Source organism: Bordetella genomosp. 11, assembly GCF_002261215.1.
Classification (GTDB): domain Bacteria; phylum Pseudomonadota; class Gammaproteobacteria; order Burkholderiales; family Burkholderiaceae_B; genus Bordetella_C.
Window position 1 is genome coordinate 861,739 of the sequence record NZ_NEVS01000001.1, and the last position, 15,308, is coordinate 877,046.

Annotated in this window: 13 protein-coding genes; 5 read left to right on the plus strand and 8 right to left on the minus strand. The window is 67.8% G+C overall.

The genetic code is table 11. From position 1 onward, the window contains the following. Nucleotides 1-7: 7 nt before the first annotated feature. The 3 genes from CAL28_RS03880 to CAL28_RS03890 all read right to left on the minus strand — a co-directional run bounded on the left by CAL28_RS03880 (nt 8) and on the right by CAL28_RS03890 (nt 2,663). Nucleotides 8-1,177 (minus strand): zinc-dependent alcohol dehydrogenase, encoded by a 1,170-nt coding sequence (locus CAL28_RS03880; RefSeq protein ID WP_094840070.1) that lies wholly within the window; start codon nt 1,175-1,177, stop codon nt 8-10. Between the two features lie 214 nt (nt 1,178-1,391). Then, complete coding sequence (locus CAL28_RS03885; RefSeq protein ID WP_094840071.1) at nt 1,392-1,652, minus strand: hypothetical protein; 261 nt, start codon at nt 1,650-1,652, stop codon at nt 1,392-1,394. A gap of 48 nt (nt 1,653-1,700) precedes the next feature. Further along, a complete protein-coding gene (locus tag CAL28_RS03890; RefSeq protein WP_094840072.1) occupies nt 1,701-2,663 on the minus strand; it encodes a LysR substrate-binding domain-containing protein in 963 nt (320 codons plus the stop codon). A gap of 107 nt (nt 2,664-2,770) precedes the next feature. On the opposite strand from CAL28_RS03890, the gene cydC reads away from it, so the two are divergent. Then, the gene (cydC, locus tag CAL28_RS03895) at nt 2,771-6,397 is read left to right on the plus strand and encodes a thiol reductant ABC exporter subunit CydC (RefSeq protein ID WP_094840073.1); all 3,627 of its coding nucleotides are present in this window, start codon (nt 2,771-2,773) and stop codon (nt 6,395-6,397) included. 8 nt (nt 6,398-6,405) lie between these two features. Here the strand turns inward: cydC and CAL28_RS03900 are convergent, their stop codons facing one another. From CAL28_RS03900 to CAL28_RS03920, 5 genes are all read right to left on the minus strand, one after another. Next, a complete protein-coding gene (locus tag CAL28_RS03900; protein WP_094840074.1) occupies nt 6,406-7,569 on the minus strand; it encodes an ABC transporter ATP-binding protein in 1,164 nt (387 codons plus the stop codon). Continuing rightward, the gene (locus tag CAL28_RS03905) at nt 7,566-8,219 is read right to left on the minus strand and encodes an ABC transporter permease (RefSeq protein WP_094840075.1); all 654 of its coding nucleotides are present in this window, start codon (nt 8,217-8,219) and stop codon (nt 7,566-7,568) included. The genes CAL28_RS03900 and CAL28_RS03905 overlap by 4 nt, the downstream gene beginning before the upstream one ends. A gap of 10 nt (nt 8,220-8,229) precedes the next feature. Beyond that, entirely contained in the window at nt 8,230-9,165 is a 936-nt protein-coding gene (locus tag CAL28_RS03910; RefSeq protein ID WP_440588348.1) for a glycine betaine ABC transporter substrate-binding protein, read from the minus strand. Nucleotides 9,166-9,286: 121 nt separating this feature from the next. Beyond that, nucleotides 9,287-10,003 (minus strand): ABC transporter permease, encoded by a 717-nt coding sequence (locus CAL28_RS03915; protein WP_094840076.1) that lies wholly within the window; start codon nt 10,001-10,003, stop codon nt 9,287-9,289. Between the two features lie 497 nt (nt 10,004-10,500). Next, complete coding sequence (locus CAL28_RS03920) at nt 10,501-12,135, minus strand: ATP-binding domain-containing protein (protein ID WP_094840077.1); 1,635 nt, start codon at nt 12,133-12,135, stop codon at nt 10,501-10,503. Between the two features lie 207 nt (nt 12,136-12,342). Here CAL28_RS03920 and yghU point away from each other — a divergent pair, with 207 nt between their 5' ends. The 4 genes from yghU to CAL28_RS03940 all read left to right on the plus strand — a co-directional run bounded on the left by yghU (nt 12,343) and on the right by CAL28_RS03940 (nt 15,298). Further along, nucleotides 12,343-13,230 (plus strand): glutathione-dependent disulfide-bond oxidoreductase, encoded by an 888-nt coding sequence (gene yghU / locus CAL28_RS03925; protein ID WP_094840078.1) that lies wholly within the window; start codon nt 12,343-12,345, stop codon nt 13,228-13,230. Beyond that, the gene (locus CAL28_RS03930; RefSeq protein ID WP_094840079.1) at nt 13,227-13,580 is read left to right on the plus strand and encodes a DOPA 4,5-dioxygenase family protein; all 354 of its coding nucleotides are present in this window, start codon (nt 13,227-13,229) and stop codon (nt 13,578-13,580) included. Before yghU ends, CAL28_RS03930 begins: the two co-directional genes overlap by 4 nt. A gap of 163 nt (nt 13,581-13,743) precedes the next feature. Further along, nucleotides 13,744-14,265, plus strand: a complete 522-nt coding sequence (locus CAL28_RS03935) for a sigma-70 family RNA polymerase sigma factor (RefSeq protein WP_094840612.1) — start codon at nt 13,744-13,746, stop codon at nt 14,263-14,265. A gap of 7 nt (nt 14,266-14,272) precedes the next feature. Then, nucleotides 14,273-15,298, plus strand: a complete 1,026-nt coding sequence (locus tag CAL28_RS03940; protein WP_254925971.1) for a FecR family protein — start codon at nt 14,273-14,275, stop codon at nt 15,296-15,298. Nucleotides 15,299-15,308 lie beyond the last annotated feature (10 nt).

A 15,308-nucleotide genomic window follows, 5' to 3' on the forward strand; every position in this document is an offset into this window, starting at 1 on the left:
GGACGCGTCAGGGCTTCAGCACTACCTTGATGCAACCGTCCTCTTTATCGCGGAAGGTTTTGTACATCTCCGGTCCGTCTTCCAGGCTGACGCGGTGCGTGATCACGAACGACGGGTCGATCTGTCCTTCGGCGATGCGCTTGAGCAGGTCGTCCGTCCAGCGATTGACGTGAGTCTGGCCCATGCGCCAGGTCAGGCCCTTGTTCATCGCCGCGCCGAAAGGGATCTTGTCGATAAGCCCGCCGTACACGCCCGGGATGGACAGTACGCCGGCGGGCCGGCAGACGTAGATCATCTCGCGCAGGACGTGCGGGCGGTCGCTTTCCAGCATGACGGCCTGCTTGGCGCGGTCGTACATGGCGTCGATGGAACGCGTGGCGTGCGATTCCATGCCCACCGCGTCGATGCATTTTTCCGGGCCTTTGCCCTGCGTCAGGTCGCGCAGGCGGTCCAGCACGCTTTCCTCGTCGAAGTTGATCGTGACGGCGCCGCCGGCGCGAGCCATGGCCAGCCGCTCCGGCACGCGGTCGATGGCGACCACCTGCCTGGCGCCCAGCAGGACCGCGCTGCGGATGGCCATCTGTCCCACCGGGCCGGCGCCCCAGATGGCCACCGTATCCGTGGGTTCGATATCGCACTGCGCGGCCGCCTGCCAGCCGGTGGGGAAGATATCGCCGAGGAAGAGCACCTGCTCATCGCTCAAGCCCTCGGGAATCCGGATATGCGTCTTGTCGGCGAACGGCACGCGCACGAATTCCGCCTGGCCGCCCGCGTAGCCGCCCGTCAGGTGGGTGTAGCCGAACAGGCCCGCGGTGGTGTGGCCGAAGAGCTTGTCGGCCTGTGCCTTGTTGCGGTTGCTGCGCTCGCAAACGGAGAAATTGCCGCGTTTGCATTGGTCGCATTCGCCACAGATGATGGTGAAAGGGACGACGACGCGGTCGCCCGGCTTCAGCGCCTTGTTCTCCGTGCCGACTTCCATCACTTCGCCCATGAACTCGTGCCCCATGATGTCCCCGTGCTTCATGCCGGGCATGAAGCCGTCGAACAGGTGCAGGTCCGAGCCGCAGATGGCGCAGCACGACACCTTCACGATGGCATCGCGCGGGTGTTCGATCTGCGGATCCGGGACAGTGTCGCAGCGGATATCGTGCTTGCCATGCCAGCGTAGTGCGCGCATCGCGGTCTCCCATGCAGTGTGTGGACGTTACGCGCGGCAATGGGCGCAAGCGGCATGCCGTCGGGCGGGCGAGGGCGCGGTGTATTCCGCCAATGAATTCCGAAGGTGAATCCCGCGGTTGAATGCCGTCAGGATGGGAGACGCAGCAGCCGCGACGCTCGGGCGTGCCGCGTAAAAGCAGGCACCGTACGTGGCGCCTGCTCATCGTGCGGCGTCACGTGCCTTCTTTTTTGGGCAGCACGGAAGGGGTGTCGTCCGGCGGACTGAACACGCCGCCTTCGCCGTCGCGCTCCGGGTTGGGATTGCCGTCGAACTGTGTCGCCTTGCCGCCGACGGTCGGCCCGCGGCCTTTGGCCTTGTCCTTGGATTCGCGCAAACCGTCCTGCACATCGTTGGCGATGTCGACCTGGCTTTTCGTAGAAGGTTCGGGGGGCGCGGTGCGGGTGGGATCTTCCATGGGACGATGGTCGGTCATGTCGGTGCTCCATATCGTTTGTAAGAGACACCGGATGGGGCGCAACCGTCATTCCCGCGGCCATGGTGGGCAAAATGCCGGCTGGCGCGCTTCGTTCAGCAGGAACTCCACCAGCACCGGCAGCGCGGCATCGTCCCGTCGATCCGGCCGCATGCGCATCACGTAGCCCCACGATCCCGCCATGCGCAGCGCCGGCGCCAAAGGCACCAGTCCGCCCCGCGCGAGCTCCTCATCGATCAGCGGCGACCTGCCCAGCGCGATGCCCGCGCCCGCCACGGCGGCGGACACCACCGTGCTGAGCCCGCTCAGGATCAGCGGATCCTGCCACTGCGCGCGGTTCAGCTTCAAACGCTTGCGCCAGGTGCGCCAACTGGTCTCGGGGCTGGCAACGTGTTTTTCCTCCAGCCAGCGATAGCGCGCGAATACCGCGGGGTCATCGCGCTCCGCCTCGGGGATGAGGCTCGGGCTGCACACCGGTATCACGGTTTCCCGGATCAGCGGGATGTCGCCGGGCGCCGGCCGGTTCGGACCTTCGTCGCCGACATGAAGAAACGCCAGATCGATGCCTTGTTCTTGCCATGCCGGATCATGGTTGGCATGCAGATACACCTGCACGTCGATCTCCGGGTGCAGCTCGGCGAAGCGGCCGATGCGCGGCGCCAGCCATAGCGCGGCCAGCGAAGGGTTCGCCGATATGTTCAGGCGATGCGCCTGCCGTCCGAGGGCCGTGGCCCGTACGTTGCGGCACGCGGTGGACAGCAGGGTCAAGGCCTGTTGCACCGAGGCCAGCAGGTCGGCGCCCGCGTCGGTGGGTTCCGCGCGGCGGGTGGTGCCCCCGCGCCGCAGCAGCACCACCCCCAGGTCGGCCTCCAGGCCGCGCAGCTGATGGCTCACGGCGCTCTTGGTCACGTTCAATTCCGCCGCCGCGCGGCTTAAGCTGCCCAGCCGGGCGACGGCTTCGAAGGCGCGCAGGGCGGCCAGCGGCGGGGTACGGAAAGGCAAGGTCGACATGGGTGTAATTTAACTCTACCCAGGATCGAAAAACTATCACTAGTCCAATACCCCTGGGGAAAGCAACAATCCCGGTACGTGAAGAGCAAGGAAAAGGGGCGGGCGCGATGTATTTCGATTTTCGGTTGTGGCGGTTGACGCGCGGAATGCGGGCGCAACTAACCGGCGGCATCCTCTTGGGCCTGCTCGCGCTGGCCGCCGGCATCGGCCGCTACGTATTCCTGGGCCAGATGCTGGCGCGCGTGTTCGCCGGCGATCCGTGGCAAAGCTGGATGCGGCCGGCTGCCGCCGCCGCGGCGCTGGTGCTCTTGCGCGCCGTGCTGGACCATGGCCGCACCGTCCAGGCCAACCGCTGCGCCGCCACCGTGCAGCAGGTGCTGCGCGCGAAGCTGTACGACCGCATCGTTGCGCTGGGGCCGGCATGGTTCGCCAACCAGCGCACCGGCGGCGTGATGCTGACGGTGGTCGATGGCGTCGAGCAGTTGCAGACCTTCTTCGGCCAGTATCTCCCGCAAGTGGCGATCGCCGCCGCGGCGCCCTTCGCCATCTTCGCCGTCATCGCGTTCTGGGACGTCCCCACGGCGCTGGTGCTGCTGGCGGCGGCGATCTTCGCCCTGGTGGGGCCCATGGCGGTGCATATGCTGGACCGGCGCGCCAGCCTCGAGCGCGCCAGGTCGCTGCAGGATTTCGGCGAGGATTTCCTGGATGCGGTGCAGGGCTTGCCCACGCTGAAATCCTTCGGCCAGGGCAAGTCCTGGGGGCGCCGGCTGGCCGAGCGGGCGCGCCGCCTGTCCGACGGCACGATGTGGGTGCTGTCGGTCAGCCTGCTAACGCGCGGGATCAGCGATCTGGGCGTGGCGTTGGGCGCGGCGCTGGCGCTCACCTTGGGCGCATGGCGCGTCGGCCATGGCGCGATGAGCGTGGAGGCGCTGCTGATCGTGCTGATGGCCGGCACCGAGATTTTCCGGCCCCTGCGGGACTTGCGGGCGGTGTTGCACCGGGGCATGCTGGGGCAATCGGCGGCCGCCAGCATCCATGCCCTGATGGATGCGGAATCCGGCGCAACGGCGCTGGCGGCTGCGAATGCCGGTTCCGCGGCGGCGCAAGCCGGCGGCGCGGGCATCGGCGCGGCGGACTTCCGCCCCAGTATCGAGTTCGATGACGTCAGCTTCTCTTACACGCCGCGGCGCGCCGCGCATCGCGGCCTGAGCTTTCGCATCGCCGCGGGCGAGCGCGTGGGGATCGTCGGCCCGAGCGGCGCCGGCAAGTCGACGATCGTGCGATTGCTGCTGCGGGAATGCGTGGCGCAGCACGGCGCCGTCCGCGTGGGCGGCCACGACGTAAGGGACCTGGACCCGCAGGCCCTGCTGTCGCGCATCGCGGTGGTCAGCCAGGACATCACCCTGTTCCATGGCACGCTGGACGACAACCTGCGCCTGGGCAGGCATGACGCCACGCCCGAGCAGGTCCGCGCCGCGGCCCGCGCCGCCAATATCGACGACTTCATCATGGCGCTGCCCGACGGCTACGCCACGCACATCGGCGAGCGCGGACTGCAACTGTCGGGCGGCCAGCGCCAGCGTCTGGCGATCGCGCGCGCGCTGCTGCGCGATGCGCCCATCCTGATCCTGGACGAGGCGCTATCGTCGGTGGATACCGAGAACGAAGCCATCATCCAGCAGGCGCTGGACCGCCTGATGGCCGGCCGGACCACGCTGATCCTGGCGCATCGCCTGGCGAGCGTGCTGGGCGCGGACCGCTGCCTGGTGCTGGATGCCGGCAAGGTGGCGGAAGAGGGCGCGCATGCCGAACTGATGGCGCGGCGCGGCCTGTACTACGCGCTGATGCACGAACAGGACGAGGCGCGCCGGCAGAAGGAATCGGCGGCGCTCGCCGGCACGGCGAGCATTACGGCTCTGCCCCGCCCGGACGCGGGCCCGGAGGCCGGCACCGCGCCGCGGAACGACACGCCCACGCAATCGCCCCCGGAGCCGCGCGCGCTCGACGAAGACGCGCGGCACGTCGGCTGGCGCGCCACCGTGGCCACCTTGCTGGCCGTCGTGCGGCCCTGGCGCGGGACGCTCGTCACCACCATCGTGCTTGGCGTTGCCCGCGTGGCGGCGTATATCGGCGTCGGTGTGCTGAGCGCCTTGGTCGTGGCCGCCGTGCGCGACGGCCGGGATGCCGGCGCCCTGATCGTCGCGCTGTTGATCGCCGCGCCGTTGGCCGCGCTGTTCCACTGGCTGGAGTCCTGGCTCGCCCATGCCATGGCCTATCGCCTGCTGGGCGACATGCGCGTGAACCTTTACGACAAGCTGGAACGGCTCGCACCCGCGTATCTGCTGCGGCGCCGCTCCGGCGACCTGGTCGCGCTGGCCACCCAGGACGTGGAGATGATCGAGTACTTCTATGCGCACACCATCGCCCCGGCCATCGTCGCGCTGCTGGTTCCCTTGACCGTGCTGGGTTTCCTGTTCGCCTTCAGCTGGCCCGTGGCCGTCACGCTGCTGCCCTTCCTGGCCTACGCCCTGTTCGCCCCCGTGCGCGGGCGCCGCCACGTGGATGCACTGGGCGACAAGGCCCGCGCCGCGCTGGGTGAAATGAGCGCGCATGCCACCGACACCATCCAGGGCCTGGGCGAGCTGACGGCGTTCCAGGCCACCGCGCGGCGGCGGGCGGAATTCCTGGCGCTGGCCGAACGCTATGGCCGGCGCCGTCTGGACATCCTGCGCGATCTCTCGGGGCAAGCCGCGCGCTTCGAGGTCGCGATGGGCCTGGGCGGCCTTGCGGTCGCCGTCGTCGGCGCGATGCAGGTGGCGGCCGGCACGCTGGACGCCGGCATGCTGCCGCTGTTGATCCTGATATCGCTGGCCACTTTCCTGCCGGTGTCCGAGATCTCACAGGTCAGCCGCCAGCTGGCGGACACCATCGCCGCGTCACGCCGGCTGCACGTCGTCAACCATGAGCCCGAGCCGGTGCGCGACGGTCCGCGTCCCGCGCCCCGCGCCGCCGCGGGCCTGTCGCTGGAATTCGATCGCGTCAGCTTCGCCTATCCCGGCATGCGGGAGTACACCTTGAAGGACCTGGGCTTCAACGTGCCGGCGGGCGCCATGGCGGCCATCGTCGGCCCATCCGGCGCCGGCAAGAGCACCGTCGCCAGCCTGCTGCTGCGTTTCTGGGATCCCGTTCAAGGGACGATACGCGTGGGCGGCGTCGACGTGCGCGAATTGGAACTGGACGGTTTGCGCGAGTGCGTGGCGCTGGTGACCCAGGACACCTATCTGTTCAACGACACGCTGGAAGCGAATATCCGGCTCGCGCGGCCGGACGCCAGCGATGACGACCTGCGTACGGCGCTGGAACAGGCTGCCCTGGCCGACTTCGTGCGCGCCTTGCCCGACGGCCTGGCGACCAGGGTGGGCGAACGCGGCATGCAATTGTCGGGCGGCCAGCGCCAGCGGATATCGATCGCGCGGGCTTTCCTGAAAAATGCGCCGGTGCTGATCCTCGACGAGGCGACCTCGCATCTGGATACCCTGTCGGAGCTGGGCATACGGCATTCGCTGCAACTGCTGATGCAGCATCGCACGACCCTGGTCATCGCCCATCGCCTGTCCACCATCCGCGAAGCCGACCTGATCCTGGTATTGCAGGAAGGCCGGCTGGCCCAGGCCGGCACGCATGAAGCGTTGCTGGCGCGGGAGGGCTTCTACGCGCGCGCCAGCGCGCATTGAGGCCGCCGCTACGCTTGCGCCGCGGTCTGCCAGGACGTGGCGATCTGCCCGGTCCGATGGCGCGACCGGCCCGAGCTCAGGTAGTTCGCGATCGAATCCTGCGTGACCTCGCCGACGTAGCCCTCGTCCGCGTCGATCACGGGCATCCAGGATGAGTTGTATTGGTACATGCGCGACAGCACCACCCGCAGATTGTCGTCCGGCGCGACCGAAGCCGAGAACGCGCGCAGGTGCTGGCCGCAATTACCCTGGCCGCCGCGCGCGACGCGGCGCTGCACGAAGCCCAGCGCGCGATTGTCGGGACCGACGATGGTCAGATGCCCATTGTCGTTTTCTTCCATGTCGCGGTAGGCCTGGGCCAGCGGCGTCTCGGCGTGCGCGGTGCCGGGCTGCGTGGCGGCGTCGCCCGCCTTGACCAGCAGCAGGCGCTTGAGCGTGGCGTCCTGGCCGACGAAAGCGCCAACGAATTCATCCCGCGGGTGCGCCAGCAGGGTATCGGGATGGTCGTACTGCACCAGCCTGCCGCGCCGGAAGACCGCGATTTTGTCGCCCAGCTTGATCGCCTCGTCGATGTCGTGGCTGACCATGATCACCGTCTTTTTCAACGCGCGCTGCATCTGGAAAAATTCGTTCTGGATGGATTCGCGATTGATCGGGTCCACCGCGCCGAACGGCTCGTCCATCAGCATCACCGGCGGATCGGCGGCCAGGGCGCGGATCACGCCGATGCGCTGCTGCTGGCCGCCGGACAACTCGCGGGGATAGCGCTTCATGTAGATCTTCGGGTCCAGCGCGACCATGGACATCAATTCCGCCGCGCGTTCGCGGCAGCGTTTCCGGTCCCAGCCCAGCAAGCGGGGGACGATGGTGATGTTCTCTTCTATCGTCATGTTGGGGAACAGGCCGATCTGCTGGATGACGTAGCCGATGTGGCGGCGCAGCTCGACCTCGTCCATCGCCATGGTGTCGTGGCCGTCGACCAGCACGCGGCCGGACGACGGCGCGATCAGGCGGTTGATCATCTTCAGCGTGGTGGTCTTGCCGCAGCCGGATGGGCCCAGGAACACGCAGAACTCGCCTTCCTCGACGTTAAGACTGACGGCGTCCACCGCATTGAACGGCTTGCCGTCTTTCTGGATGAAAGTCTTGGTCAGTTTGTCCAGTTCGATCATGGCTTTTGTACCCCCTTCGAAGTCAGCAGTCGCTGCAAGGCTTGCAGCGCCAAATCGGCGGCGATGGCCAGCAGGCTGACCAGCACGGCGCCCACCAGCAGTTTCATCATGTTGCTCTGGCCGATGGCACGCAGGATCAGCGTGCCCAGCCCGCCCGCGCCAATGACCGCGGCGATGGTCATGACGCCGATGTTCATGACCACCGCGGTACGCACGCCGCCCAGGATGACCGGTACCGCGAGCGGAAGATCCACCAGCCGCAGCCGCTGCCAGAACGTCATGCCGATGCCGATGCCGGCTTCCTTGATCCCGGGGCTGACGTTGTGCAGCGCCAGGTAGGTGTTGCGCATGATGGGCAATAGCGAATACAGGAACACGGCGATGACGGCCGGCACCGCGCCGATGCCGGCGCCGAATCTCGACAGCAGCGGGATCATCAGGCCGAAGAGGGCGATGGAAGGCAGCGTCAGCACGACGGTCGCGATGCCCAGCAGCGGCGCGGCCAGCCATTCGTGGCGGCTGACCAGGATGCCGGCCGGCACGCCGACCAGGATGGCGCATCCGACGGCGCTACCGACCAGGTAGATATGCTGCAGTGTCAGCGCGAGCAGATCCGTCCAGTTGGCCGACAGGTAGTCGTAAAGAGTCATGGCGTCTCCTTCAGGGCAGCCTGTGGGTGCGCAGGAAATCCGCCGCCACGTCGTGCACGGAGCGGCCGTCGATATCCACCTGCTTGTTCATGTCCAGCATGGCGTCGTTGTCCAGCGCCGCCGACAAGGCATTCAACTGGCCGGCCAGCGCGGGGTTGCGATCGAGCACCTCGCGCCGTACCACCGGCGTTGCGTTGTAGTTGGGGAAATAGTGCCTGTCGTCTTCCAGCGGGACGATATTGAAACCGCGCACGCGGCCGTCGGTCGTGTAGATCAGCCCGACCGTGACCTGGTTGTTATGCAGGGCCGTATAGACCAGGCCGGGGTCCATCTGTTTGATGTCCGCGCGATCGAATTGCATGCCATAGGCGGCGCCCAGTGGACGCAGGCCGTCCGGGCGGTTGGCGAATTCGGCGTCCATCGCGAAGACATGCTTGCCATGCGGTTCGGCGCGCAGTTTCGCGAACAATTGCGAGATGGTCCGGACCTGCCATTCCTGCGCGACCTGGCGCGGCACGCCCAGGGCGTAGGTGTTGTTCAGGCGCGAGGCATCCAGCCACGCCAGGCCATTCCGGGCGTCGAGCTGCCGGACTTTTTCGTAGAGCGCGGGGGCGTCGAGCTTTACGGCATCCGGGATCTTCAGATAGACCAGCGCGGCGGTGCCGGTGTATTCCCAAACGATGTCCAACTGGCCATTCTGCTGGGCGCTGCGCATCAGGGTGCTGCCCAGGCCCGCGCGGACATCGATGCCATAGCCCTTGGTACGGAGATATTCGGCCGTGATTTCGGCCAGGACGTATTGCTCGGTGAAATTCTTGGCGCCGACCCGCAGGGTGTTCGCGGCGCGCGCGGCCCCCGGCGCCAGGATGGCGCACGCCAGGGCAAGCAACAGGGCGCGCATCGGCGCGCGTGGCAGGCGGCATGTCCTGCGGAGGAATCGCTGCATCGTACGAGGTTCTCCTTTTCCGCCATCGGGCGGCAAGACGGGGTCGGCCCACGCCGGTCAAGGCGAAGCGTCCGACGAAAGCGTTACGCGGGGCCGGGGCCCGTGCGTTGGGGGATGTCGTTCAGGCGGGCTTGGCGCGCCAGGCCAGCGCATACCGGCTGGCGGCCGCGACGATGCCGTCCAGGGCCAGCGCGAGCGCCGTCGTGGCGGCGGCGCCAAGCAGCATCTGCGGGGTGTTGTCCAGGTAGATGCCGGGGAAGATCAGGGTGCCGAGGCTGTCGGCGCCAATCAGGTAGGCCAGCGGTGCCGTGCCGACGTTGATGGCCAGCGCGGTGCGAATGCCGCCCACGATGATGGGCAGCGCGTTGGGCAGCTCGACACGCAGCAGCGCCTGCCATGGCGTCATGCCGATGCCGCGCGCGGCCTCCAGCATGGCGGCCGGGACGTTCTTCACGCCTTCATAGGTATTGCGCACGATGGGCAGCAGCGACGCCAGGAACAACGCGGTGACGGCTGGCGGTTCGCCGATTCCGAATACCCCCAGGGCGATGGCCAGCACCGCCAGCGAGGGAATGGTGTTGCCCACATTGAAGACCTGCATCAGGCGCTCGGCGTAGCGGGCGGCGCGGCGCCGGCTCAGCAGCACGCCGGCGGGGACGCCGACCGCCAGGGCCAGGGCCATCGAATAGCCCACCAGGATCAGATGCCGTCCGGCGTAGTAGCGCAGGTCGCCGCTGTACTGGCGCCATGCCTGCGCGCCGATGGCGTGCGCGAGCAGCAGAACCGCAATCGCGATGACGGTGAGCGTGGCGGCGTACTTTGCCAGCCGGATGTTCATGCCTGGGCCTCCGTGCAGGTTCTTGGGCGCGACATGGCAATGCCGGGCCCTGCATGCGCGGCGGATGCGGCCATGCATGCGATCGGTCGGAACCGAAGGAACGTTCAGGGGAATGGATCGGCTTGGATCTATCCCGGCGATCACGCAGCGTGATCGCCGTGGCGGCATCGGGGCGCGGCCCATCGATGCATCGCCGGTGGCGGCCACCGAAGCGAACGCCGCGGAAAGGCCACCATTGAACGCGTGGAATCGTTTTTTGCTGCCGACCCTCGTTTGCTAGAAACCTTCGAAAAATCGTGCGAAAAATTTTCGAAAGATCTTCGGAAAATCAGCAACTGGCGCATCGGCAAAGACCGAAAGTATACAGGCTTTTGATGCCTGCGTCCAGGGCGGCTCTGCACGAAGACATCAGTATCGTCGAAATTGACTGCTGCGCGGCGGGAAATCGCCGACGTTGCATGTGGCGGCCTGTGCCGCCCCATCGCCTTCGCGCCGGCTCAGTCCAGCTTGTTCCGCAGTGCCGCGGCCGCGGGTTCCGCGGCGATCAGGATCAGCTTGAGCGTGGCCCGGGTGGCACCGACGAACAGTTTGCGCACGGCCTGTTCGTCCAGCGTGTCGAAATCGATCTCGGCGAAGACGACCGCGGGCACGGATTGACCTTTGAAACGGTAGACGGATTCGGCCAGGACTTCGCCCGCGGAATATTCGGGCTGGCCGAAAAGATCGTATCGGCCGGTGAAGCGGCGCAGCGTATGCGGACCCAGCCTGTCCTTGCGCAGGACCTGCGAGGTCTTGTGGCCGTGGTAGCTGAGCAGCGCCACGTCTTCCTGGCGAAAGCCGTCCGAATAGCATTTGCGTATGCCTTGCTTGACGGCGCGCGCGAGGCTCTCTTCGTCGTGATAAGAGAGGACTTCCACGTCGGCGTCCAGCACCGGCGCCTGCGCGTCGATGCGCGTGTCGTCGGGCAGGATGGTGTGCAGGAAGTCGACCACCGGCCGCGGGCTGCGGAAATTGCTTTGCGCGCGCAAGCGCACCCAGCCGGGCAGCTCCGGCGGCGTATTGCCGTACAGGTTCTGCAGCGGATCCTCCAGCCACAAAACGCGCGCGGCGGGCCGCGCCAGGCGCAGCACCATGTCGCGCCAATACGTGTCGAAATCCTGGCCCTCGTCGACGATCACGGTATCGAACAGGAAGTCTTCGGGCACCGGCTGCGCCGCGGCTTCATCGACCAGCCGGGCGAAGGCATCCGGCTGGGAGAAATCCGGCTTGCGGCCCGCCGCGCGCAGCAGGCGGTCGCAAAGCATATGGAAGGAGCAGATCAGGCCGCCCGATGGCGCGATGCGGTTGAAGTGGTCGGCCAGCGGCCGATTGAAGCAGACGTACAGCGGACGCTTGCCCTGTTCGACCGCGTCGCGGTATTCGGCCAGCGCCAGCTGGGTCTTGCCCGAACCGGCCGTGCCCGTGACGCGCAGGCGATAGGGGTCGATATCCAGCTGGCGCGCCCAATGCGCCAGGCCGCCGGCAAGCCGGGTGACCAGCGTGCGCGTCTGGCCGATGAGGGCACTGACGTCGACTTCCAGGCGGATGATGTCGCGCAGGAAGCGATCGACGCGCGCGGCGAGGGGCGAGGCCGTGCCGGGCGGCAGGATCTCCTGGACGATGGCGCACAGGCGATCGCGCCGGCCGGCGTCGACGATGCGTTCGGGGACCAGCCCGGCCGTCGTGGGCGCGACCACGCGATGATCGGGGCAGTGCAGCAGATAGTCCAGATGGATATCGGCACCGTCCAGGCTGCGCGCCAGCTTGGCCCGCAGGCTTTCGGCGGTGCGCGCCATCTGTACCGAAATCAGCCGCGCCTTGCCTTCGTGGCGCTTGGCCAGGCCATCCGGAGTTTCGTCCAGCGCGCCGGTTTTCTGTTCGATGACCAGCAGGTCGCCCGCGCGGTTGGCGATGACGAAGTCGATCTCGCCGTAGATCGCGTGGCGTCCCTCGACATTGGTCCAGTGCACGGCGTGGTAGACCGTATAGTCGTCCGGCAGACCGGCCTTCAGGCGTGCCAGGGTATCCAGCTCGCGTTGTGCCGGGCCGCTGCGCGACTGGCGTTCCCAGCCGTCCGGAATGATGTGCGCCACGTCTGCTCCACTTGCGTTTGACTGACTGCCGGGAGAATACCGCAGGCCGGCTTGACCGCACGCCGGGTGTGGGTTTGGGCCGGTGCGCGTCCGGCGGGTGCTATACGAATGCATGGGCCACGCGCGCCCCCCGCGGGGTTGCGGCGCGTGGCATTGTTTATCCGAATACCGGTCGTCAACATGACCGACCCTTACGTGGAGCTGTTAATGAGCGATTCATCCGCATACGTGCCGCCGAAAGTCTGGACCTGGAACAAGGCCAATGGCGGCCATTTCGCCAGCATCAACCGCCCGGTCTCCGGACCGACGCACGAAAAGGAACTGCCCGTCGGCCGCCACCCCTTGCAGCTGTACTCGCTGGCCACGCCGAACGGCCAGAAAGTGACCATCATGCTGGAGGAGCTGCTGGCGCTGGGCCATCGCGGGGCCGAGTACGACGCGTGGCTGATCCGCATCGGCGATGGCGACCAGTTCGGCAGCGGCTTCGTGCAGGTGAATCCCAATTCCAAGATTCCGGCGCTGATGGACCGCAGCGGTCCGCGGCCCATCCGCGTCTTCGAGTCCGGCGCGATCCTGCTGTACCTGGCCGAAAAGTTCGGCGCCTTGCTGCCCGCCGATCCGGCCGGGCGTGCCGAGTGCCTGTCGTGGCTGTTCTGGCAGATGGGCAGCGCCCCCTACCTGGGCGGCGGTTTCGGCCACTTCTATGCCTACGCGCCCGTCAAGATCGAATACGCGATCGACCGCTTCGCCATGGAGGCCAAGCGGCAACTCGACGTGCTGGACAAGCGCCTGGCAGAGAGCGAATACATCGCGGGCGCCGACTACACCATTGCCGACATCGCCATCTGGCCGTGGTACGGCGCGCTGGCGAAGGGCCTGGTGTATGGCGCGGGCGAATTCCTGTCGGTGCAGGACTACAAGCATGTGCAGCGCTGGGCCGATGTCATCGGCGAGCGCGCGGCGGTGCGGCGGGGCAGGATGGTCAACCGGGTCAACGGCGACCCCGCCAGCCAGCTGCACGAGCGGCACGACGCCACGGACTTCGACACCCGCACGCAGGACAAGCTGCAGCCGGCCGGCGGCGCGCAGTCATGACCCAGGACGATTTGTCCGTGGTGGACGGCTGGCACGCGCATGTGTATTTCGACGCCGCCACCCGCGACGCCGCCCATGCGCTGCGCCAGCGCATCGTCGAGGTATTCGGCGACACCGTCGCCATGGGGCGCTTCCATGAGCGCCCGGTCGGGCCTCATCCCCGGTGGAGCTACCAACTGGCCTTCGCGCCGGTCGAACTCGCCCGCGTGGCGACGTGGCTGGCGCTGAACCACGACGGGCTGGATGTGTTCCTCCACCCCAATACCGGGGATGCCCTGGCCGACCATCGCGACAGGGCGATGTGGATCGGGCGCAGCCACGCGCTGAACCTGGGCGCGCTGGGCGGCTAGCGGCGCCGGCCCCGGGGGGGGCGTAACCCGCGGGCCCCCAGGGGTCGCGATGTCGGTCGCGCGGCCGGTGTACACTTGATAATGGTAACGATTACTATTTGCAGATGTGCACTGGCTGCCGCCGGTCCGGCGGGATCGGGCGGCCGACGAAAAAGGCTCGATCTTGGGTACCTCGGGATATTTCTTCCCCATCACCGTGGAAGCGCTCTACAGCGACCACCATTCCTGGTTGAAGGGATGGTTGCACCGGCGCCTGGGCAACGCCGAACAGGCGGCGGACCTGGCGCACGACACCTTCATCCGCCTGCTGAGCAGCGACCGGGTGCCGCCGGCCATCGAAGAGCCGCGCGCCTTCCTGACCACGGTGGCCCAGCGCCTGGTCTCCAACCACTGGCGGCGGGAAAAGCTGGAGAAAGCCTACCTGGAGGCACTCGCCGCCGCGCCGGCGGCGACGGCGTGGTCGCCGGAGGCACGCGCCATCGTGCTGGAAACGCTGTTCGAGCTGGACAGGCTGCTGGACGGCCTGCCGGCTATCGTGCGCAGGGCCTTCCTGCTGTCGCAGCTGGACGGATACACGCATGGGCAGGTCGCCGAAGCGCTGGGCATTTCGATCGCGACGGTCAAGCGCCATATCGTCAAGGCCCTGCAACGCTGCTACTTCGCCGACCTGTCCTTTACGGGTTGACGCCGCCTTGTCCGCCTCGCCCTGGTATCGCGATACTCCCGACGCCGCCGGCATTGCGCCGGAGGTAGCCGAGCGCGCCCTGGAATGGCTGGTCGAACTGCAAGGCGATGCCGTGTCCGCGGAAGTGCGGGCGCAATGGGATCGCTGGCGCCGCGCCCACCCGGATCACGAGCGGGCATGGCAACGCATCGAGGCCGTCAACGGCCGGCTGCGGCCGCTGGCGTCGGCACCGAACGCCGCTATCGCGCGGGCCTCGCTGGCGCCGCCGGCGGCGCCGGGGCGGCGGCGGGCCGTCAAGACGCTGGCGGCGCTGGCGTTCACCGGCGGTGCCGCGTGGGGCCTTCAGGAATATGCGCCCTGGCGTGTATGGACATCCGACTATCGCACCGCGGTGGGCGAACGCCGCGCGCTGGTCCTGGCCGACGGCACGCGGCTGGTGCTTAACACCGAAAGCGCCATCGACGTCCGGTACACCGCCGGCGAGCGGCGGATCCGCCTGATACGCGGGGAGATATTCATCGCCACCGCCGCCGATCCCGCACCGGTCGCGCGGCCCTTTCTGGTCGAAACCGCCGAGGGGACGGCGCAGGCGCTGGGCACGCAATACACCGCCCGGCGGCGCCACGGCGGCACCGAAATCGCCGTCTTCGCGGGCGCGGTACGCATCCGGCCCGCCGGCGACGGCCGCGCGATCGACATCCCGGCCGGCTACGCCGCCACCTACACGGCCAGCGCCATCGCGCCGCCGCGCCAGGTGGAAGCATCCAGCCTCGCCTGGAAAGACGGCTTCATCGTGGCGCGCGGCATGCGCCTGGACGACTTCGTCGCCGAATTGGGGCGGTATAGCGCCGAATCGCTGTCCTGCGATCCCGCCATCGCCGCGCTGCGCGTGTCCGGCTCTTTTCCGCTGCGCGATATCGACGAGGTCCTGCGCACCGTCGGCACGACGGTGGGCGCGCGGCTGGAAATCCGCACGCGGTTCTGGGGGCAGCGCCTGACACGGCTGGTGCCGGCCGCGGGGGGAGCCGGATGAGCCGTTTTCC

What these genes read in the sequence shown, in the direction of transcription:
- CAL28_RS03880 (WP_094840070.1), bottom strand. Translation starts at nt 1,177, where the DNA reads ATGCGCGCACTACGCTGGCATGGCAAGCACGATATCCGCTGCGACACT.
- CAL28_RS03885 (WP_094840071.1), bottom strand. Translation starts at nt 1,652, where the DNA reads ATGACCGACCATCGTCCCATGGAAGATCCCACCCGCACCGCGCCCCCC.
- CAL28_RS03890 (WP_094840072.1), bottom strand. Translation starts at nt 2,663, where the DNA reads ATGTCGACCTTGCCTTTCCGTACCCCGCCGCTGGCCGCCCTGCGCGCC.
- cydC (WP_094840073.1), top strand. Translation starts at nt 2,771, where the DNA reads ATGTATTTCGATTTTCGGTTGTGGCGGTTGACGCGCGGAATGCGGGCG.
- CAL28_RS03900 (WP_094840074.1), bottom strand. Translation starts at nt 7,569, where the DNA reads ATGATCGAACTGGACAAACTGACCAAGACTTTCATCCAGAAAGACGGC.
- CAL28_RS03905 (WP_094840075.1), bottom strand. Translation starts at nt 8,219, where the DNA reads ATGACTCTTTACGACTACCTGTCGGCCAACTGGACGGATCTGCTCGCG.
- CAL28_RS03910 (WP_440588348.1), bottom strand. Translation starts at nt 9,165, where the DNA reads ATGCAGCGATTCCTCCGCAGGACATGCCGCCTGCCACGCGCGCCGATG.
- CAL28_RS03915 (WP_094840076.1), bottom strand. Translation starts at nt 10,003, where the DNA reads ATGAACATCCGGCTGGCAAAGTACGCCGCCACGCTCACCGTCATCGCG.
- yghU (WP_094840078.1), top strand. Translation starts at nt 12,343, where the DNA reads ATGAGCGATTCATCCGCATACGTGCCGCCGAAAGTCTGGACCTGGAAC.
- CAL28_RS03930 (WP_094840079.1), top strand. Translation starts at nt 13,227, where the DNA reads ATGACCCAGGACGATTTGTCCGTGGTGGACGGCTGGCACGCGCATGTG.